This is a genomic window from Streptomyces sp. NPDC002793 (genome assembly GCF_040295485.1).
Taxonomy (GTDB): Bacteria; Actinomycetota; Actinomycetes; order Streptomycetales; family Streptomycetaceae; genus Streptomyces.
The window spans coordinates 125,926-145,680 of sequence record NZ_JBEOVL010000018.1 but is presented as its reverse complement, the minus strand read 5'-3'; the positions used below and the strand labels follow the sequence as shown (position 1 = coordinate 145,680).

The window sequence follows — 19,755 nt, the reverse complement described above, 5'->3', positions numbered from 1 at the left end:
GCACGCATGGAGAACGCCGGTACGCCGTCGAGGATGCGCCGTACGGGTGACATCCACCCGACAGTATGAATCTCGGACTGGAGTGAACCCATCCGCTTGTCCTACAAGCACCCCGTCCGGCGGCCTGTCAGCCCGCCGCTCCGTGCCGGACCGCCCACAGCGCGGCCTGGGTCCTGTCGGACAGGTCGAGCTTCATGAGGATGTTCGAGACATGGGTCTTCACGGTCTTCTCCGACAGGACGAGCGCCCGGGCGATCTCCCGGTTGGAGCGGCCGTCCGCGATCAGCCCGAGGACCTCCCGCTCCCGCTCGGTCAGAGTGCTCCCCCGCCCGGTGCCGTTGCCCGTGTCGTCCTGGGCGAGCAGTGCGCCGGCGACCTCCGGCTGGAGCAGGACGTGGCCCGCGTGGACCGAGCGGATGGCGCCGGCCAGGGCGTCCGGGTCCACGTCCTTGTAGACGTAGCCCGAGGCACCCGCGCGCAGGGCGGGCACGACCGTGCGCTGCTCGGTGAAGCTGGTGACGATCAGGACCTTGGCCGGATTCTCCAGTTCCCTCAGCCTGCGCAGCGCCTCGATGCCGTCCGTGCCCGGCATCTTGATGTCCATCAGGACCACGTCGGGCCTCAGCTCCTCGGTCCTGGCGACACCCTCGGCCCCGTCGGACGCCTCGCCGACGACCTCTATGTCGTCCTGGACCTCGAGGAACGTACGCAGCCCCCGGCGGACCACTTGGTGGTCGTCGACGAGAAGCACCTTGATGATCTTGTCAGCCACTGGGGATCTCCATCTGGATGGTGGTGCCCTTGCCGGGCTCCGAAGCGACGGTGAGCCGGCCACCGACGCCACCGGCACGGTGCCGCATGGAGACGAGGCCCAGATGGCGTCCGGCGCGGCGGACGGCGTGGGCGTCGAAGCCGCAGCCGTCGTCGGTGATGCGCAGCACCGTCGTGGTGGTCTGCCTGGCGAGCGTGACGGCGACCTCTCCGGCGCCGGAGTGGCGCAGGGCGTTGTGCAGGGCTTCCTGGGTGACCCGGAGCATCGCCTCCTCCTGGGCGGCGGGCAGGGCTCTCACCCCCGCGCTCTCGAAGGTGACCCGGGCGCTGTGGGCGCGGTCCAGGACCTGGATCTGGGTACGGAGGGTCGCGACGAGGCCGTCCTCGTCCAGGGCCGCGGGGCGCAGTTCGACGACGGCCGCCCGCAGCTCGTCCACGGCTTCCCCGGCCAGGGCGGCGACCTGCTGGAGCTCTCCCTTGGCGCGCGCCGGGTCGCGGTCTACGAGGGCCGCGGCGGCCTGGGCGGTGAGCCGGAGCGAGAAGAGCTTCTGGCTGACGGCGTCGTGCAGCTCATGGGCGAGCCGTGAGCGTTCCTCGGCGATGGTGAGCTCACGGCTGCGTTCGTAGAGCCGGGCGTTGGTGAGGGCGATGGCCGCGTGCTGGGCGAGGATCCCCAGGAGTGCCTCGTCCTCCTCCGTGAAGTTGCAGCCGCCCGACGGCCTGGGACCGCGCTTGTTGGCGAGGAACAGGGCGCCGATGGTCTCGTCCCCGTCCTGGATGGGCAGGCCGAGGAAGTCGGACATGTCGGGGTGGGCGTCGGGCCACCCCTCGAAGCGGGGGTCCTCGCGGACGTCGGCGAGCCGCTGGGGCTTCGCCTCGTGGAGCATCGCCGCGAGGATCCCGTGCTGGCGGGGCAGCGGCCCGATGGCCTTCCACTGCTCGTCGCTGACCCCGTCGACGACGAACTGGGCGAAGCCCCCGTGATCGTCCGGCACGCCCAGTGCGGCGTACTCGGCGTCCAGCAGTTCGCGGGCCGAGGACACGATCGTCTTGAGGACGTCCCTCATCTCGAGGTGCCGGCTCATGGCGAGCAGCGCGGCGCTTACCGCGGCGAGACCCGACGGTGGGGGATGGCTCATGCGCTCACCGTACCGGCGGGGGTGTCGCCGCCGTATCGGGCTGTGGGCCGCTGCCGCATGGGGCCCGAGTCCTAGGGCTCGGCGTTCCGGGGAGGCCCGCCCCCTGCCCGGAAAGCCCCTTACGCTCCGCATTACAGGAGCAACTTTTCGTGAGCGTGAAGCGCGTCCCGTGTGAGCCCAGGCATAGGACTCACGTCACTTACGAAGAGGGATAGTTGACTCAAAACGGGCAACTCGGCGTGCCCCAAACCGGACAAGAGGGAAGGAACAAGACCCCCGCCCACTATCTGGCTTCGTACGTCACACCTTTGCCAGGCCATTTTGCTGGCGCTAAGAATTGCATCTGTCCCCGACGGAGATGCCTCGGCTCTTCCGTCTGCGTCCTCGCCGAGGACCCCCTGCAATTCGAAGAGGTACGACTGTATGTCCGTGTCCCGAATCTCCAGCCGTAGCCGTCGCCTGAACAAGGCGCAGAAGCTCTCCGTCGCGGGGGTCTCCGCCCTGACAGCCGCCGCTCTCGCCTTCTCGCTCGCCCCCGACGACGCCGCGGCCACGGCCGAGCCGCAGGCCGCCTCGGCCGCCGCACCGGTCGCGTTCACCGGCTCGCAGACGAAGAGCATCCAGGCCAGTGGCATCGAGCAGAACTCGACGGCCGAGCAGCTCGTGAAGGCCGCCGACGCCGCGAAGGCCAAGGAGGCCGACGCGAAGAAGAAGGCCGCCGCCAAGGCCGAGGCGAAGGCCAAGGCCGTCGCCGAGGCCAAGGCCGACGCGAAGAAGCGTTCCGCCAAGAAGGCCAGCCGCGCGGCCGACCGCAAGCCGGTCTACGCCAACAACCTGGACGGCTGGATCCGTGAGGCTCTCGCCATCATGGACAAGAAGAACATCCCCGGCACGTACGAGGGCCTGCACCGCAACATCATCCGTGAGTCCAGCGGTAACCCGCGCGCCATCAACAACTGGGACATCAACGCGATCAACGGCGTCCCGTCGAAGGGCCTGCTGCAGGTCATCAAGCCGACCTTCGACTTCTACCACGTCAAGGGCACCAAGAAGGACCAGTACGACCCGGTCGCCAACATCACCGCTGCCGCCAACTACGCCGCGGACAAGTACGGCTCGATCGACAACGTCGACAGCGCGTACTGAGCCACGCACCGAGCAGAACCCGGCGGAGCCGGTCCGCAGCGTCGCGTGACCGGCCGGCACATGCCGAAGGGCGGCACCCCACGGGGTTGCCGCCCTCGGGCGTTTCCGGGTCCGGTGCGGCCCCGGGGGGCGCGCTACTTGCGCATCACCTCGGGCTCGTGGCGGCGCAGCATCCGCGAGACCGCGAAGAAGAGCACGGCGCTCATGACGAGCATCACCGTGATGTTGACCCCCCACTGCCCGGTCGAGTGCTCCCAGAGCGGATCCAGGTCGGTCGGGTGCTCCGGGTCCCACGGCGGCATGAGATGGGCGAGGTCCAGCGTGGTGCCCGCCGCGGCCACCGCCCAGCGCGACGGCATCAGCCAGGCGAACTGCTCCAGGCCCGGGGACCCGTAGACCTGGAAGAGCACGCCGGTGAAGACGACCTGGACGATGGCGAACATGACGAGCAGCGGCATGGTCTTCTCGGCGGTCTTCACCAGTGCGGAGATCAGCAGGCCGACCATCATCGAGGTGAAGCCGAGCACGGTGATCGACAGGCACATCTCCACGGCGGGGGGCATGAACAGACCCTCCTCCGGCAGCCGGCGGGTGGAGAAGCCGATCCCGCAGATGATCACGCCCTGGAAGGCCGTGATCACGCCGAGGACGATCACCTTGGACAGCAGGTAGGCGGAACGGGAGAGACCGGTGGCCCGTTCCCGCTCGTAGATCACCCGTTCCTTGATCAGCTCTCGTACGGAGTTGGCCGCGGCGGCGAAGCACATACCGACCGCGAGGATCAGCATGATGGTTCCGGCCTTGGCGTTGAACTGCTTGTTGGGTACATCGGGTTTCGCCAGGCCGAACTCCGCCGGGATGACCACGCTGACCACGCCGAGCACCGCCGGAAGGATCACCATCAGGGCGAGGAAGCCCTTGTCGGACGCGATCACCGAGACGTAGCGGCGCATCAGCGTCCACAGCTGGGCCGCCCAGCCCGACGGCTTCGGCGGACGCATCTGCTGCGCCGGCGGCATGTGTACGGACTGTGCGGCGACGGCGTCGATGTCCGCGGCGTACATCTGGTAGTGCTGCGAGCCGCGCCAGCGGCCCGCCCAGTCGTACTCGCGGTAGTTCTCGAACGCGGAGAACACGTCGGCCCAGCTGGTGTAGCCGAAGAAGTTCAGCGCCTCCTCGGGAGGGCCGAAGTAGGCGACGGCTCCGCCGGGCGCCATCACCAGGAGCTTGTCGCAGATGGCCAGCTCGGCCACGGAGTGCGTGACGACCAGGACCGTACGGCCGTCGTCGGCGAGGCCGCGCAGCAGCTGCATGACGTCGCGGTCCATGCCCGGGTCGAGACCCGAGGTCGGCTCGTCCAGGAAGATCAGCGACGGCTTGGTCAGCAGCTCCAGGGCGACCGACACGCGCTTGCGCTGGCCGCCGGAGAGCGAGGTGATCTTCTTGTCCCGGTGGATGTCGAGCTTGAGCTCGGCGAGGACCTCGTGGATCCGGGCGGTGCGCTCGGCCTCGGTGGTGTCCGCGGGGAAGCGCAGCTTGGCCGCGTACCGCAGGGCCCTCGTGACCGTGAGTTCCTTGTGCAGGATGTCGTCCTGCGGGACCAGGCCGATGCGCTGGCGCAGCTCGGCGAACTGCTTGTACAGGTTCCGGTTGTCGTAGAGGACGTCGCCCTGGTTGGCGGGCCGGTAGCCGGTGAGCGCCTTGAGCAGGGTGGACTTGCCGGAGCCCGACGGGCCGATGACGGCGACCAGTGACTTCTCCGGTACGCCGAAGGAGACGTCCTTGAGGATGTCCTTGCCGCCGTCGACCGTCACCGTGAGGTGGCGGGCCGAGAAGGAGACCTCACCGGTGTCGACGAACTCTTCCAGCCGGTCCCCGACCAGCCGGAAGGTCGAGTGGCCGACGCCGACGATGTCGTTCGGTCCGATGAGAGCCGTGCCGGACTTGCTGAGCGGCTGGCCGTTGACGTAGGTGCCGTTGTGCGAACCGAGGTCGCGGATCTCGAAGCGGCCGTCGGGCGTCGCCCGGAATTCGGCGTGCAGGCGTGAGACCTGCAGGTCGGAGACGACCAGTTCGTTCTCCAGCGCACGGCCGATGCGCATGACACGGCCGAGGTCCAGCTGGTGGAACGTGGTGGGACTGCGGTCGCCGTAGACCGGCGGCGCCCCCGCCGCGCCACCGGCGCCACCCGCCCCGTGCCCCTGCTGGTGCGGGACCGGAGGCTGCTGCATCTGGGGAGCCTGCTGCGCCTGCTGCCAGGCTGCCTGCTGCGGCTGCGCGGGACCGCCACCGGCCCAGCCGGCGGCACCCTGCGGCGGCTGCTGTTGTACCGGGGCCTGCTGCCCTTGCCCCACGGGAGCCGCGGGTGCTTTCTGCCCGCCCGCCGCCTGCCCGCCGTGGACTCCGGCACCCGCCGGGGCGGTGAGGCTCAGCCGCGGCCCGTCGGTGGCGTTGCCCAGGTGGACCGAAGTCCCCGGGGCGATCTCCATCTGCTGGATACGCCGGCCCTGTACATAGGTGCCGTTCGTGCTGCCGTGGTCCTCTATGGACCAGCTACGACCGTTCCAGCTGATCGTGGCATGCCGCCACGACACCCTGGCGTCGTCGATCATCAGGTCGCCCTGCGGATCACGTCCGAGGGTGTACGGCCTGGACGGATCGAGCGCCCAGGTCCTTCCATTCAATTCCAGTACGAGTTCCGGCACTCCGCGCCCCACTAGTTGTCCCCCGAGTCGCCCCCGTCGCAGGAGGCCTAGGGATGCTGAACATCGTGGGGAACTATTCCAGGAGCGGTCCCGTAACGGAAAGCCGGGCGGTGTGAAGACGGCGCGGAAGCTCTGCGCCCCCTCCCCCGACTCGGGAGGAATGGGTCCGGAGCATCCCATCCGAGGCGCCCGTACCCTGTCCGTCGCTCCCGCGGCGGCCCGGCCGACGGCTGTCCGCCACTCGGGACGGCTTCAGGGCCCGCCCCGCGGCCCTATACGGTGGGAGCACCATGAGCGCACCTCAGCCACCTCGGTCACCCCGGTCTCCTGAGCCCCCCGAGTCCCCTCGGGACACGGACGCCCCCACGCTTCTCGTCAAGATCTTCGGAAAGGACCGGCCAGGCATCACCGCCGGTCTTTTCGACACCCTCGCCGCCTACGCCGTCGATGTCGTGGACATCGAGCAGGTCGTCACCCGGGGCCGCATCGTCCTGTGCGCCCTGGTGACCTCGCCGGACCCGGGCGGCACCACCGAGGGCGACCTCCGGGCGACCGTGCACAGCTGGGCGGAGTCCCTGAAACTGCAGGCCGAGATCATCTCGGGCACGGGCGACAACCGTCCGCGCGGCTACGGCCGTTCCCATGTGACCGTGCTGGGACACCCGCTGACGGCGGAGTCCACCGCGGCCATAGCGGCCAGGATCACCTCCACCGGCGGCAACATCGACCGGATCTTCCGTCTGGCGAAGTACCCCGTCACCGCTGTCGAGTTCGCGGTGTCCGGAACCGGCACCGAGGAGCTGCGGACGGCGCTGGCGCCCGAGGCGGCCGGTATCGGCGTCGACATCGCCGTGGTCTCGGCCGGGCTGAGCCGCAGGGCACAGCGGCTGGTTGTCATGGACGTGGACTCGACGCTCATCCAGGACGAGGTCATCGAGCTCTTCGCGGCCCATGCCGGCTGCGAGGCCGAGGTCGCGGCGGTGACCGAGCAGGCGATGCGCGGCGAGCTCGACTTCGAGCAGTCCCTGCACGCGCGCGTCGCGCTGCTGGCCGGGCTCGACGTGTCGGTCGTGGAGAAGGTGCGGGCGGAGGTCCGGCTGACCCCTGGTGCCCGCACCCTGATCCGGACGCTGAAACGTCTCGGCTACCAGGTGGGCGTGGTCTCAGGGGGCTTCACCCAGGTCACGGACGACCTCAAGGAGCGGCTCGGGCTCGACTTCGCCTCCGCCAACACGCTGGAGGTCGTCGACGGCAGGCTCACCGGCCGGGTCGTGGGCGACATCGTGGACCGGGCGGGCAAGGCCCGGCTGTTGCGCAGCTTCGCGGAGCAGGCGGGGGTGCCGCTGGCGCAGACGGTGGCGATCGGCGACGGCGCGAACGATCTGGACATGCTGAACACCGCGGGCCTGGGCGTCGCCTTCAACGCCAAGCCGGTCGTCCGCGAGGCGGCCCACACGGCGGTGAACGTCCCGTTCCTGGACACCGTGCTGTATCTGCTCGGGATCACCCGCGAAGAGGTCGAGGCCGCCGACGGCCTGGTGGACTGACCTCGCGGGGTCACGCACGAAGCACGGAGGGGCGCCGGCACATCATGTGTGCCGGCGCCCCGTCGTAGGTCAGTCGTTCGGTGTCCAGTACTCGACGAGCTTGCCCACGCCGTGCTCCAGGCTCTTCCAGGGGCCTGAGAACTCGACGACGGCATAGGCCGCGGTCGGGAAGCCGTCCCTGGTCATGCGGGCGAGCGCATCGCCCTCGGCCCCTCCGGAGAGCGCGTCCGCGGCGCCGTGCATGCCGGGATTGTGGCCGATGACCAACAGATTCCGCACGTCGTCGGGGGTCTCTCCGAACAGGGCGATCAGTTCGCCGAGGGAGGCCTCGTACAGCCTCTCCTCGTACACGGTCCTGGGGCGCTGTGCGAATTCGTGGACCGCGTGCTTCCAGGTCTCGCGGGTCCGGGTGGCGGTCGAACACAGAGCCAGGTCGAAGACGGTTCCCGAATCGGCCAGCTTGCGTCCGGCGACGGGGGCGTCCTTCCTGCCTCGTTCCGCCAGTGGCCGCTCATGGTCGGACTCCTGTGACCATTCCGCCTTTGCGTGCCTGAGAAGGACGATCCTGCGAGGTGTGTCGGCGCTCATACACCTCAGCTTCGCACGAAACGCGCCTCCGGGCGCAGGGTGTTGACGTGCTCGTCCGCTGAGGGTGACCGGCGGGTGGCGGGGTGTGTACGGGGCCGGTCAGGCGGGCATGAGGCCGAGGATGTGCCCGAGCAGACGCCCGATCGCGGGGTCACCGGCCGCCGCGTGCGCCTGGCCGGGTTCCACGATCAGCAGGAGGAGCGCGGCGAAGGCGAGGGCGGGCAGCACGACGGCCCACCAGGGCAGCCGGGCGTCGGCGGTGGCCTGGGACGGGCGATGGGTCCGGGTGTTCGTACGGGCCGACATGTCCGCCTCCGTGGGTCCTCGGCTGTGTTACCCAGAACCTACGGGCCGGCCTGCGGCGGTCCCATCCGGTGACCCACCCACTCGACCCTGAACCTGACCCCCTAGGGGATGGTGGGGCAAGCCCCACCATCGGGCGGTCAGGGGGAGGCGATCGTGGCGATCACGCCGATGACCACGGAGATGAGGATCATGGTCCCGAAGACGAGGAGGAGCTTCTTCTGACCGTTCTGGGGGTTCGGATCGAGCACTGGCATGCGCTCAGTGTCGCATCTCAGCATTCGTCCTCGATCTTCCGGTCCCGCCCGGCGAGCACTCCCGCCACGGTCTGGGGCACGAGGAGGGCGGCCATCAGCGCGAGGGGCAGCCCCCAGCCGCCGCTGTGCTGGTAGAGCACGCCGACCAGCAGGGGGCCGGGGATCGAGAGCAGGTAACCGGTGGACTGGGCGAAGGCGGACAGCCTGACGACTCCCGCGCCGGAGCGCGAACGCATCCCGATCATGGTGAGGGCCAGCGGGAAGGCGCAGTTGGCGACGCCCAGCAGCAGCGCCCAGAGCCAGGCGCCGCCGGCCGGGGCGAGGTAGAGGCCCGCGTAGCCGAGGAGGCCGCACCCGCTGAGCACCAGGACGATCGGGCCCTGGGTCCGCAGCCGGGTGGCGACCCGGGGGATGACGAAGGCCAGGGGTACGCCCATGGCCATGATCACGGCGAGCAGGACGCCGGCGGTGCCCGCCGGGAGCCCCGCGTCACGGAAGATCTGCGGGATCCAGCCCATCGTGATGTACGCGGCGGTGGCCTGGAGGCCGAAGAAGCAGGCGAGCGCCCAGGACGTGCGGCTGCGGGTGATCCGGAGCGCGGGGGGAGCCGTGGCCCCGGCGGCCGGCCCGGACGCGTCACCGCGGTCCTTCACGAACGGGAGCCAGGGCAGGATCGCGACCGCTGCCAGGGCCGCCCAGACCATGAGCCCCGTCTTCCAGCTGCCCCCCAGGGCGTCCGTCAGGGGCACGGTGAGGGCGGCCGCGAGGGCGGTGCCGAGGGCCAGGGCCATCGAATAGAGCCCGGTGACGGTGCCGACGCGGTCGGGGAACCAGCGCTTGACGATGACCGGCATCAGGATGTTGCTGACCGCGATGCCCATCAGGGCGAGGGCACTGGCGGCGAGGAACCCGGCGGTGCCGCCCACGAAGGGGCGCAGCAGCAGACCGGCGGTGATGGCCACCATGCCCGCGCAGACGACGGCGCCGGGGCCGAACCTGCGGGCGAGCCTGGGCGCCATGAAGCCGAACACGGCGAAGCAGAGCGGCGGCACGGAGGTGAGGACTCCGGCGACGCTGCCGCTCATGTGCAGTCCGTCCCTGACCTCTTCGAGGAGGGGGCCGAGACTGGTGATGGCGGGCCGGAGGTTGAGCGCGGCGAGGACCAGGCCGAGGGTGACGATCCGCAGTACCCAGGGGGAGGGTCCGGGCCTGGACGTGCCGGATGTCGGGGCGCCTGGGGCGGTGGAAGGGCGCAGGGTCGGGGTCTCGTCGTGACGCATGGGGCCCATCATAGAATCATGGGATGATTGACTGTCCACTCCCGCGCTCTCCCTGAGACGATCGGGACGACGGTCCGACGGGCCCGCACCCCCTGACCACCTCCGGAACACTTCTCCTCCGGACCATCCCTCCGGAACACGAGCAAGGAGCACCATGGCGCTGACGTCCACGCGGCGTTCGGCTCTCGCCGATCAGGTGATTGCCCAGCTGAGGAACCAGATCACCGCGGGCGAGTGGCCGGTGGGCTCGCGCATCCCCACCGAGCCCGAACTGGTCGAGCAGCTCGGGGTCGCCCGCAACACGGTGCGCGAGGCGGTGCGCGCCCTGGCGCACAACGGGCTTCTGGACATCCGCCAGGGCTCCGGCACCTACGTGGTGGCGACCAGCGAGCTGGCCGGGGTGATGCAGCGCCGCTTCGCGGACGCCGACCCCCGGCACGTCGCCGAGCTGCGCTCCACTCTGGAGTCCTCGGCGGCCCGGCTCGCCGCCGCGCGGCGTACGGACCGGGACCTGCGGCAGTTGGACACGCTGATGGCGCGGCGCGAGGAGACCTGGGCGTCGGGTGACGCGGAGGCGTTCGTGGCCGCCGACGCGACCCTGCACCTCGCCGTGGTCGCCGCGTCGCACAACGACGTACTGACGGAGCTCTACGCCGACCTCAACGACCTGCTCCGCGACTACCTGCGCGACGACGTGGGCTCGAAGCTCGGGCCGCAGGAGCTCATGGACCACGCCCGTCTCGTCGAGGCGATTCGGGCGGGCGACGCGGAGACGGCCGCCGCCGAGGCCGCGGCCCACGCTCTGGACTGTCTGCGGGAGCGGGTCTGACACGGGCCTCAGCCCACCGAGTGACTGATCCAGGCCGAGCCGACCTCTTTCCAGCAGCGGTCCTCCAGCTTGACCGTCCGGCCCGGCTGCACCGCGACCGCGCCGCCGTCGGCGTCAACGTCCCACCAGCGCGCGCACTCGGTGTGGAGCCGCACGAGATCGGTCGTGGGGTACGGGTTGTGGCAGTAGGCGATCACCCGGGAGCCCTCGACCGACGTACGGCATTCGGAACCCGAGGGCTCCGGTTCCGGAGCGAGAGGCGCCGTTCGGCTCCCCGCCCGGTTGGCGGCGCTCACGGCCACCGGGGCCAGGAGCCCCGTGACCACGGCCGCCGCTGCGAGCAGGGCCCAGGTTCGGCGACGTGTGGAGCGCACAGCGATCTCCTCCCCACAGCCTGACCAAAAGTCCGGTTCCACCACATTCTGCGGTGGGGCCGCCATCTTTTCGACTTGAGCACCGGAGGACACGCGCGACGGCCGCGTACCCGGGCGAGGGGTACGCGGCCGTCGGTGATCCGCGGGTGGGTCAGGCACCCATCATGTGCACGCCGCCGTCGACGTGGATGATCTCGCCCGTGGTCTTCGGGAAGAAGTCCGAGAGCAGCGCGACGACACCGCGGCCGGCCGGCTCGGGGTCGGCCATGTCCCAGGCCAGCGGCGACCGGGTGTTCCAGACCTCCGCGAGGTCACCGAAGCCCGGGATGGACTTGGCGGCCATCGAGCCGATGGGGCCCGCCGAGATCAGGTTGCAGCGGATGCTGTCGCCGCCGAGGTCACGGGCGAGGTAGCGGGAGGTGGCCTCCAGCGCCGCCTTCGCCGGGCCCATCCAGTCGTACTGCGGCCAGGCGAACTGCGCGTCGAAGGTGAGGCCGACGATCGAGCCGCCTTCGCTCATGAGCGGCTTGCAGGCCATGGCGAGCGACTTCAGCGAGAACGCCGAGACGTGCATCGCGGTGGCGACCGACTCGAAGGGCGTGTTCAGGAAGTTGCCGCCGAGCGCGTCCTGCGGCGCGAAGCCGATGGAGTGCACGACGCCGTCGAGCGAGCCGAGCTCGTCCTTGACGAGGCCCGCGAGCCGGTCGAGGTGCTCGTCGTTGGTCACGTCGAGCTCGATGACCTTGGCGGGCTTCGGAAGCTTCTTGGCGATGCGCTCGGTCAGCGTCGGCCGGGGGAAGGCCGTCAGGATGACCTCGGCGCCCTGCTCCTGGGCCACCTTCGCGGTGTGGAAGGCGATGGACGACTCCATCAGCACCCCCGTGATGAGGATGCGCTTGCCGTCGAGAATTCCGCTCATGGTGATCAGTGACCCATGCCCAATCCGCCGTCAACGGGAATGACGGCTCCAGTGATGTACGACGCGTCGTCGGACGCGAGGAAGCGCACCGCGGCGGCGATCTCGGCGGGCTGCGCGTAGCGGCCGAGCGGCACCTGCGACACGATGCCCTTGCGCTGCTCGTCGGTGAGCACCTGGGTCATGTCGGTGTCGACGAAACCGGGTGCGACGACGTTGAACGTGATGTTCCGCGAGCCGAGCTCACGGGCCAGCGACCGGGCGAAGCCGACCAGGCCCGCCTTGGACGCCGCGTAGTTGGCCTGTCCGGCCGAGCCGAGGAGGCCGACGACGGAGGAGATCAGGACGACACGGCCCTTCTTGGCGCGCAGCATCCCGCGGTTGGCGCGCTTGACCACGCGGAAGGTGCCGGTGAGGTTGGTGTCGAGCACCGACGTGAAGTCGTCCTCGGACATCCGCATCAGCAACTGGTCCTTGGTGATACCGGCGTTGGCGACCAGCACCTCCACGGGACCGTGCTTCTCCTCGATCTCCTTGTAGGCCTGCTCCACCTGCTCGGCGTCGGTGATGTCGCACCGGACCGCGAGAACGCCCGCTTCGGTGAGCGCCTGCGGCGGCTCCCCCGAGCGGTAGGTGACGGCGACCTTGTCGCCGTTGTCGGCGAAGGCGCGGGCGATGGCGAGGCCGATGCCCCGGTTTCCTCCGGTGACGAGAACCGAGCGGCTCAACGGATCACCCTTTCCTTGGCGGTCTGGTACATCGAAAACCTATCGGTACCACTCCACATCCAGGGAATCGGCCTCTGACAGCGCCGCCGGGCCGCGACTGTCGGGTTCCCACAGTCGCGGCGGCTGTCTCAGTCCGCCGTGCCCGGCGCGAGTGCGACCAGCCCCGTCTCACGGGCGCCCGATCCGACAGCGAACCACGCCCCGGCGGACGGTGATCACGCACCGTTCCCACCTTGCGCTCCCGCTCTTCGTGTAGATGTCGCTGGATCTCGCGGCCTCCCCGCTCCACCGCGTCGCCCCCGCCTGTACCGCTGCCGGCCGCCGGTCATGCAAACCGGTAGCCACCCGGTGACCGTCCGCACCATGATTCACTGCCAGGACTGTCAAAGGAGGGGAGCCCTTCGTGGCCCACGAGGTAGATCAGTCGTTCCTGGCCCTGCCACTGCGCGCCCTCGCCGACGCGGCGCTCGCCCGCGCCCGGGCGCTCGGCGCCGCGCACGCGGACTTCCGGTTCGAGCGGGTGCGTGGCGCGTCCTGGCGGCTGCGCGACGCCCGGCCGTCCGGGACGTCGGACACCACCGACACCGGGTACGCGGTCCGGGTGGTGCACGGCGGGGCCTGGGGGTTCGCTTCCGGGGTGGACCTGACGATGGACGCGGCGGCGAAGGTGGCCTCGCGGGCGGTCGCCATGGCCAAGCTGTCCGCGAAGGTCATCGCGGCGGCCGGTTCCGACGAGCGCGTGGAGCTGGCGGACGAGCCGGTGCACGGTGAGCGGACCTGGGTGTCGGCGTACGAGGTCGACCCCTTCGACGTACCGGACGCGGAGAAGTCGGGGCTGCTCGCCGAGTGGAGCTCCCGGCTGCTGGCGGCCGACGGGGTCGCGCACGTGGACGCCTCTCTGATGACCGTCCACGAGAACAAGTTCTACGCCGACACCGCAGGAACCGTCACCACCCAGCAGCGGGTGCGGGTGCATCCGCAGCTCACCGCGGTGGCCGTGGACGGTACGACCGGTGAGTTCGACTCGATGCGGACGATCGCTCCGCCGGTGGGCCGTGGCTGGGAGTACCTCACGGGCACCGGCTGGGACTGGGACGTCGAACTGGAGCGCATCCCGGGGCTGCTGGCCGAGAAGATGCGGGCGCCGAGCGTCGAGGCGGGGACGTACGACCTGGTGGTCGACCCGTCCAACCTCTGGCTGACCATCCACGAGTCGATCGGCCACGCGACCGAGCTGGACCGGGCGCTGGGCTACGAGGCGGCGTACGCCGGCACCTCGTTCGCCACGTTCGACCAGCTGGGCAAGCTGACGTACGGCTCCCCCGTGATGAACGTGACCGGTGACCGCACCGCCGAGCACGGGCTGGCGACCATCGGGTACGACGACGAGGGCGTCGAGGCGCAGTCCTGGGACCTCGTCAAGGACGGGACCCTGGTGGGCTACCAGACGGACCGGCGGATCGCGAAGCTGACGGGCCTGGGCCGGTCCAACGGGTGCGCGTACGCCGACTCGCCGGAGCACGTCCCCGTGCAGCGCATGGCGAACGTCTCGCTGCGGCCGGATCCGGGCGGGCTCTCCACGGAGGACCTGATCGGCGGGGTGGAGCGCGGGATCTACGTGGTCGGCGACCGGTCCTGGTCCATCGACATGCAGAGGTACAACTTCCAGTTCACCGGGCAGCGGTTCTTCAGGATCGAGAACGGCAGGCTGGCGGGTCAGTTGCGCGACGTGGCGTACCAGGCGACGACGACGGACTTCTGGGGCTCGATGGAGAAGGTCGGCGGTCCGCAGACCTATGTCCTGGGCGGCGCGTTCAACTGCGGCAAGGCCCAGCCGGGCCAGGTCGCGGCTGTCTCGCACGGCTGTCCCTCCGCCCTCTTCCGAGGCGTGAACATCCTCAACACGACGCAGGAGGGCGGGCGATGAGCCGCGTCAGCAAGCCGTACGAGATCGTCGAGCGCGCACTGGAGCTGTCCACCGCCGACGGCTGCGTGGTCATCGCGGACGAGAACTCCTCCGCCAATCTGCGCTGGGCCGGGAACGCGCTCACCACGAACGGGGTGACGCGGGGGCGGACCCTGACCGTGATCGCCACCGTGGACGGTACCGAGGGCACGGCCTCCGGTGTGGTGTCCCGGTCGGCCGTCACCGCGGACGACCTGGAACCTCTGGTGCGGGCCGCCGAGGCCGCCGCACGCGGTGCCGGGCCGGCCGAGGACGCCCAGCCGCTGGTCTCCGGGATCCCGGCGTCGGCCGACTTCACGGAGCCGCCGGCCGAGACCGGCTCCGACGTCTTCGCCGACTTCGCCCCGGCGCTCGGCGACGCCTTCGCCCGGGCACGCTCGGGCGGGCGTGAGCTGTACGGCTTCGCCCACCACCAGCTGAACTCGACGTACCTGGGTACGTCGACGGGACTGCGGCTGCGCCACGACCAGCCGAACGGGACGCTGGAACTGAACGCCAAGTCCCCCGACCGGACCCGTTCCGCCTGGGCCGGCCGGGCCACCCGGGACTTCAAGGACGTCGACCCGGCGGCCCTGGACGCGGAGCTGGCGCGGCGCCTCGGCTGGGCGGAGCGCAGGATCGAGCTGCCGGCCGGACGCTACGAGACGCTGCTGCCGCCCACCGCGGTGGCCGACCTGCTGATCTACCAGTACTGGTCGGCGGGCGCCCGGGACGCCGCGGAGGGCCGGACGGTCTTCTCCCGGCCGGGAGGCGGTACGCGGATCGGCGAGACGCTCTCCGAGCTGCCGCTGACCCTGCGCAGCGATCCGCACGCCCCGGGGCTGGAGGCCGCCCCCTTCGTCATCGCGCACTCCTCGGGGGACGGCTCCTCGGTCTTCGACAACGGGCTGCCGCTGGCCCCGACGGACTGGATCAAGGACGGCCGGCTGGACCGGCTGACCACGACCCGGCACTCGGCCGGGCTGACGGGACTGCCGGTGGCCCCGTCGATGGACAACCTCGTCCTGGACGGCGGCGGTGAGCGGTCCCTGGAGGAGATGGTCGCGGCGACGACCGGCCGGGCCCTGCTGCTGACCTGCCTCTGGTACATCCGGGAGGTGGATCCGGCGACGCTGCTGCTGACCGGTCTGACCCGGGACGGGGTCTATCTGGTGGAGGACGGCGAGGTCGTCGGTGAGGTGAACAACTTCCGGTTCAACGAGTCGCCGGTCGGGCTGCTGTCCCGGGCCTCGGAGGCCGGCCGTACGGAGAAGACGCTGCCGCGCGAGTGGGGCGACTACTTCACCCGGGCCGCGATGCCCGCGCTGCGCATCCCCGACTTCCACATGAGCTCGGTCAGCCGGGGGGTGTGACCCCCATAGACTGGCCGGACGACTGATCGACCCCTCAGAGGAGAGAAACGACCGTGACGGACATCGTCGACGAGCTGAAGTGGCGCGGGCTGTTCGCCCAGTCCACCGACGAGGACGCATTGCGCAAGGCTCTCGCGGACGGCCCGGTCACCTTCTATTGCGGCTTCGACCCGACGGCGGCGAGCCTGCACGTGGGCCACCTGGTGCAGGTGCTCACCATGCGCCGGCTCCAGCTCGCCGGGCTGAAGCCGCTCGCCCTGGTCGGCGGGGCCACCGGCCAGATCGGTGACCCGCGGCCGACGGCGGAACGCACGCTGAACGACCCGGAGACCATCGCCGCGTGGGTCCAGCGGCTGCGTGGGCAGATCGAGCCCTTCCTCACCTTCGAGGGCCCGAACGCCGCCACGATGGTGAACAACCTGGACTGGACCGCGGGCCTGTCCGCGATCGAGTTCCTCCGGGACATCGGCAAGCACTTCCGGGTCAACAAGATGCTCACCAAGGACTCGGTGGCCCGTCGGCTGGAGTCCCAGGAGGGCATCAGCTACACGGAGTTCAGCTACCAGCTCCTCCAGGGCATGGACTTCCTGGAGCTGTACCGGCGCCACGGCTGCACCCTCCAGCAGGGCGGCAGCGACCAGTGGGGCAACCTCACGGCCGGGATCGACCTGATCCACCGCCTGGAGCCGGGGGCCGCCGTGCACGCGCTGGCCACGCCGCTGATGGTGAAGGCCGACGGCACCAAGTTCGGCAAGTCCGAGAGCGGGGCCGTCTGGCTCGACCCGGAGATGACGACGCCGTACGCGTTCTACCAGTTCTGGCTAAATGTGGACGACCGGGACATCTCGACGTACATGCGCATCCTGAGCTTCAAGAGCCGCGAGGAGCTCGAGGAGCTGGAGCAGCTCACCCAGGAGCGCCCGCAGGCGCGTTCGGCGCAGCGGTCGCTGGCCGAGGAGCTGACGACGCTGGTCCACGGCGGGGCACAGTGCGCGGCGGTCATCGCCGCGTCGAAGGCACTGTTCGGCCAGGGTGAGCTCGGCGAGCTGGACGAGGCGACGCTCGGCGCCGCCCTGTCCGAGGTGCCGCACGCCCAGGTCACCGAGCTGGGCCCGGTGGTGGATCTCCTGGTCGAGGTCGGGCTGTCCGCCAGCAAGTCGGCCGCCCGCCGCACGGTCAAGGAGGGCGGGGCCTACGTGAACAACGCGAAGGTCACGGACGGCGAGAGCGCTCCCGCGCTCGCGGAGCTGCTGCACGGGCGCTGGCTGGTCCTGCGCCGGGGCAAGAAGAACCTGGCCGCCGTCGAGGTCACGGCCGGCTGACGCCGGAGAGCGTCGCACCCGGCCGACCCCCGGGAGCACAGCACCGCGGCCGGTCACGCGTGACGCGTGGCCGGCCGCGGTGCTGCTCACACACCCAGGTGTCGCCCCTGGATCAGGTTCTCTGCCTCTTGCCCCGGTTGCCCCGGATGGACTGCCAGAGCATGTCTCCTACCCCGACGACGACCACGGCACCGATCAGCTGCAGCAGGTGGCGGATCCAGTCGATCCCCTTAGTGTCGTTGACACCGATCCAGGTCGCGACGGCATTGCCGAGGATGCTGCCCAGAATGCCGAACACCACCGTCAGCCAGAGGGGGATGCTCTGCTTCCCCGGCAGGATCGCCCGTGCGAGCAGGCCCAGGATCAGACCTACGATGATTGCCCACAACCAGCTCATATCGCCTCCTCGTGCGGCGCGGTGTGCGCACGTTCGCCCAGTCTGGGCGCAACGGACGTACGGCGCATGCCGGACAGGGCCGTACGGGGAAGCGTGGTCCGGACCCGCTCGAACGGGACTCGCCCCGGCCTCGAAGGAGGCGGGCGCCGGGCGTACCGTAGGAGCCGCGCCGTCCGGGGAAGTCCGGCACAGAGATCTGGTGGTGGAATCACTATGCGGAAGCAGAGCGGCACGGAGGTCTTCCGGATCACGGGCGCCCGGCAGAGCCTTGCCGACGATGTGCGTGGCAGGCAGCGCCGCTACATCATCTCCATGTCCGTGCGCACCGTCGCCGTGGTCCTGGCCGCGACTCTGTGGAACGTCGAGAGGCATGTGGCCGTGGTGGCGCTCGCGTTGGGGGTTCTGCTCCCTTATGTCGCGGTGGTCATCGCCAACGCCGGCCGGGAGAACGCCCCTTCGCTCCCTTCGACGTTCGTGCCCGCACCCACGCGGCCCGCTCTCGGCGCGCCCGTCGCAGGTGCGCCGGCCGAGCCCGCTCCGGAGCCCGTCGCGGAGCCCGGGACCACCGGCCACGGGGGCGGTACGCACCCCGCGGGCTGAGCGGGAGTGCCCGTGAAGCTCCGGAAGAGCATCAGATCAATCGTGCCGTTCCGGTGCACCGGAGCCCGGCCCCCGTGCCATACTTCGTGTGCGCTCCGCATCCCCCGTCGGAGTGACGGACCGACGCCGGGCAGCTCCCCCCGTGGCTGCTCGGCGTCGCCGTTCTCCGGCGGGGATGCGCCGCAGAGGTCCCGGACGGGAGCGCTTAGGGTTGAGGCCGTGAACCTCCTCGACATCTCCGCCGAGAGCACCACCGGCGCACCGGTCTGTTCCGCCAAGGGCTGCCGTGCCGATGCCGTGTGGGTGCTCGCCTGGAACAACCCGAAGCTGCACACGCCGGAGCGCCGCAAGACCTGGCTGGCCTGCGACGAGCACCGGGAGCACCTCTCCTCGTTCCTCGGTGTGCGCGGCTTCCTGAAGGACGTCGTGCCGCTGGAGGAGTGGGAGTCCTCAGCCACCGATCGCTGACATCGGGCGGTCGGGCTGCAGGAAGGTGGGTTCGTCGAGTCCGGAGCCAGCCTTCTTGCCCCACATCGCGAGCTTCCAGATCCTGGCGATCTCCTCGTCCGGTGCGCCGGAGCGCAGTGCGCCGCGCAGGTCCGTCTCCTCCTGCGCGAACAGGCAGGTGCGGACCTGTCCGTCGGCGGTGAGCCGGGTGCGGTCGCAGGCGCCGCAGAAGGGCCTGGTCACGGAGGCGATGACGCCGACGCGGTGCGGGCCGCCGTCGACGGTCCAGCGCTCCGCGGGGGCGGAACCGCGCTCCTCGTCCCCTTCCGCGGTGAGGGTGAAGCGGGTGCGCAGCGAGGTGAGGATGTCCCCTGCCGTGATCATGCCGTCGCGCTTCCAGCCGTGCTGTGCGTCGAGCGGCATCTGCTCGATGAAGCGGAGCTCGTAGGCGTTGTCGACGGCCCAGGCGAGCAGGTCGGGGGCCTCGTCCTCGTTGAGTCCCGGCATGAGGACGGAGTTGACCTTGACCGGGGTGAGTCCCGCTTCGCGGGCGGCCTGGAGTCCTTCCAGGACGTCCTTGTGCCGGTCGCGGCGGGTGAGCGTCTTGAAGACGTCGGGGCGCAGGGTGTCCAGGGATACGTTGACCCGGTCCAGGCCCGCCGCCTTCAGGGCTGCGGCGGTGCGCTTGAGCCCGATGCCGTTGGTGGTGAGCGACATCCTGGGGCGGGGCTCCAGGGCGGCGCACTGCTCGACGACGGAGACGAGCCCGGGGCGCAGCAGTGGCTCGCCGCCGGTGAAACGGACCTCCGTGATGCCGAGATCGGTGACGGCGATACGGATGAGCCGGACGATCTCGTCGTCGCTGAGCAGCTCGGTCTTGGCGAGCCACTGCAGGCCTTCTTCGGGCATGCAGTACGTGCAGCGGAGATTGCACTTGTCGGTCAGGGAAACACGCAGGTCCGTGGCGACCCGGCCGTAGGTGTCGATGAGCACTGTGGCCCCCTCCCCCCTGTGATGTCCGCGCGGTCGCGGTCTGACTCCTCCGAGACTACGCGAGACCGGTGACATCCAGGGGGCTCGGTCGGCAC

General features: G+C 70.4%; 20 protein-coding genes. 8 read left to right on the top strand and 12 right to left on the bottom strand.

The annotated features are described in order from the left end of the window. Positions 1 to 127 precede the first annotated feature (127 nt). Both ABT001_RS19825 and ABT001_RS19820 read right to left on the bottom strand, forming a co-directional pair. Positions 128 to 772, bottom strand: a complete 645-nt coding sequence (locus ABT001_RS19825) for a response regulator (RefSeq protein ID WP_351279030.1) — start codon at positions 770 to 772, stop codon at positions 128 to 130. Then, positions 765 to 1,910, bottom strand: coding sequence for a GAF domain-containing sensor histidine kinase (locus tag ABT001_RS19820; RefSeq protein ID WP_351279027.1), 1,146 nt, complete (start codon positions 1,908 to 1,910; stop codon positions 765 to 767). Before ABT001_RS19820 ends, ABT001_RS19825 begins: the two co-directional genes overlap by 8 nt. A 423-nt stretch (positions 1,911 to 2,333) precedes the next feature. Between ABT001_RS19820 and ABT001_RS19815 the strand changes: the two genes are divergently transcribed. After that, positions 2,334 to 3,056: a transglycosylase SLT domain-containing protein gene (locus tag ABT001_RS19815; protein ID WP_351279025.1), complete on the top strand. Its 723-nt coding sequence runs from the start codon at positions 2,334 to 2,336 to the stop codon at positions 3,054 to 3,056. Between the two features lie 134 nt (positions 3,057 to 3,190). Here ABT001_RS19815 and ABT001_RS19810 read toward each other — a convergent pair whose 3' ends face one another. Then, positions 3,191 to 5,773, bottom strand: coding sequence for an ABC transporter ATP-binding protein/permease (locus tag ABT001_RS19810; RefSeq protein WP_351279022.1), 2,583 nt, complete (start codon positions 5,771 to 5,773; stop codon positions 3,191 to 3,193). Positions 5,774 to 6,051: 278 nt separating this feature from the next. On the opposite strand from ABT001_RS19810, the gene serB reads away from it, so the two are divergent. Beyond that, on the top strand, positions 6,052 to 7,308 hold the full coding sequence (gene serB / locus ABT001_RS19805) for a phosphoserine phosphatase SerB (RefSeq protein WP_351279019.1): 1,257 nt from the start codon (positions 6,052 to 6,054) through the stop codon (positions 7,306 to 7,308). Between the two features lie 69 nt (positions 7,309 to 7,377). On the opposite strand, the gene ABT001_RS19800 is transcribed toward serB, so the two are convergent. The 4 genes from ABT001_RS19800 to ABT001_RS19785 form a co-directional block, all read right to left on the bottom strand. Then, entirely contained in the window at positions 7,378 to 7,896 is a 519-nt protein-coding gene (locus ABT001_RS19800; RefSeq protein ID WP_351279016.1) for a SixA phosphatase family protein, read from the bottom strand. Positions 7,897 to 7,995: 99 nt separating this feature from the next. Continuing rightward, positions 7,996 to 8,202 (bottom strand): hypothetical protein, encoded by a 207-nt coding sequence (locus tag ABT001_RS19795; protein WP_351279013.1) that lies wholly within the window; start codon positions 8,200 to 8,202, stop codon positions 7,996 to 7,998. Between the two features lie 137 nt (positions 8,203 to 8,339). After that, entirely contained in the window at positions 8,340 to 8,456 is a 117-nt protein-coding gene (locus tag ABT001_RS19790; RefSeq protein ID WP_351279011.1) for an SGM_5486 family transporter-associated protein, read from the bottom strand. Between the two features lie 17 nt (positions 8,457 to 8,473). Further along, positions 8,474 to 9,736: a CynX/NimT family MFS transporter gene (locus tag ABT001_RS19785; RefSeq protein ID WP_351279008.1), complete on the bottom strand. Its 1,263-nt coding sequence runs from the start codon at positions 9,734 to 9,736 to the stop codon at positions 8,474 to 8,476. Positions 9,737 to 9,890: 154 nt separating this feature from the next. Between ABT001_RS19785 and ABT001_RS19780 the strand changes: the two genes are divergently transcribed. Continuing rightward, positions 9,891 to 10,565 carry a FadR/GntR family transcriptional regulator gene (locus tag ABT001_RS19780; protein WP_351279005.1) on the top strand — a complete coding sequence of 225 codons (675 nt, stop codon included), beginning with the start codon at positions 9,891 to 9,893 and terminating at the stop codon, positions 10,563 to 10,565. A gap of 8 nt (positions 10,566 to 10,573) precedes the next feature. Here the strand turns inward: ABT001_RS19780 and ABT001_RS19775 are convergent, their stop codons facing one another. From ABT001_RS19775 to fabG, 3 genes are all read right to left on the bottom strand, one after another. After that, positions 10,574 to 10,939, bottom strand: coding sequence for a hypothetical protein (locus tag ABT001_RS19775; RefSeq protein WP_351279003.1), 366 nt, complete (start codon positions 10,937 to 10,939; stop codon positions 10,574 to 10,576). Positions 10,940 to 11,090: 151 nt separating this feature from the next. Next, a complete protein-coding gene (gene fabI / locus ABT001_RS19770; protein WP_351279000.1) occupies positions 11,091 to 11,858 on the bottom strand; it encodes an enoyl-ACP reductase FabI in 768 nt (255 codons plus the stop codon). Positions 11,859 to 11,863: 5 nt separating this feature from the next. Beyond that, positions 11,864 to 12,583: a 3-oxoacyl-[acyl-carrier-protein] reductase gene (gene fabG, locus ABT001_RS19765; protein ID WP_351278997.1), complete on the bottom strand. Its 720-nt coding sequence runs from the start codon at positions 12,581 to 12,583 to the stop codon at positions 11,864 to 11,866. A gap of 403 nt (positions 12,584 to 12,986) precedes the next feature. On the opposite strand from fabG, the gene ABT001_RS19760 reads away from it, so the two are divergent. The 3 genes from ABT001_RS19760 to tyrS are packed head-to-tail and all read left to right on the top strand — an operon-like array spanning position 12,987 to position 17,223. Beyond that, entirely contained in the window at positions 12,987 to 14,510 is a 1,524-nt protein-coding gene (locus ABT001_RS19760) for a TldD/PmbA family protein (protein WP_351278994.1), read from the top strand. Further along, positions 14,507 to 15,901, top strand: coding sequence for a metallopeptidase TldD-related protein (locus ABT001_RS19755; RefSeq protein ID WP_351278991.1), 1,395 nt, complete (start codon positions 14,507 to 14,509; stop codon positions 15,899 to 15,901). Before ABT001_RS19760 ends, ABT001_RS19755 begins: the two co-directional genes overlap by 4 nt. Before the next feature lie 53 nt (positions 15,902 to 15,954). After that, entirely contained in the window at positions 15,955 to 17,223 is a 1,269-nt protein-coding gene (gene tyrS / locus ABT001_RS19750) for a tyrosine--tRNA ligase (protein WP_351278989.1), read from the top strand. A gap of 112 nt (positions 17,224 to 17,335) precedes the next feature. On the opposite strand, the gene ABT001_RS19745 is transcribed toward tyrS, so the two are convergent. Next, a complete protein-coding gene (locus tag ABT001_RS19745) occupies positions 17,336 to 17,620 on the bottom strand; it encodes a GlsB/YeaQ/YmgE family stress response membrane protein (RefSeq protein WP_351278987.1) in 285 nt (94 codons plus the stop codon). A 213-nt stretch (positions 17,621 to 17,833) separates the two neighbouring features. Here ABT001_RS19745 and ABT001_RS19740 point away from each other — a divergent pair, with 213 nt between their 5' ends. Together ABT001_RS19740 and ABT001_RS19735 are read left to right on the top strand one after the other, a co-directional pair. Next, positions 17,834 to 18,220 (top strand): DUF3099 domain-containing protein, encoded by a 387-nt coding sequence (locus ABT001_RS19740; protein ID WP_351278985.1) that lies wholly within the window; start codon positions 17,834 to 17,836, stop codon positions 18,218 to 18,220. A gap of 219 nt (positions 18,221 to 18,439) precedes the next feature. After that, entirely contained in the window at positions 18,440 to 18,688 is a 249-nt protein-coding gene (locus ABT001_RS19735) for a hypothetical protein (protein WP_351278982.1), read from the top strand. On the opposite strand, the gene moaA is transcribed toward ABT001_RS19735, so the two are convergent. Next, positions 18,671 to 19,660, bottom strand: a complete 990-nt coding sequence (gene moaA / locus ABT001_RS19730) for a GTP 3',8-cyclase MoaA (protein WP_351278980.1) — start codon at positions 19,658 to 19,660, stop codon at positions 18,671 to 18,673. The two genes, ABT001_RS19735 and moaA, sit on opposite strands and share 18 nt — an antisense overlap. Positions 19,661 to 19,755: the final 95 nt, after the last annotated feature.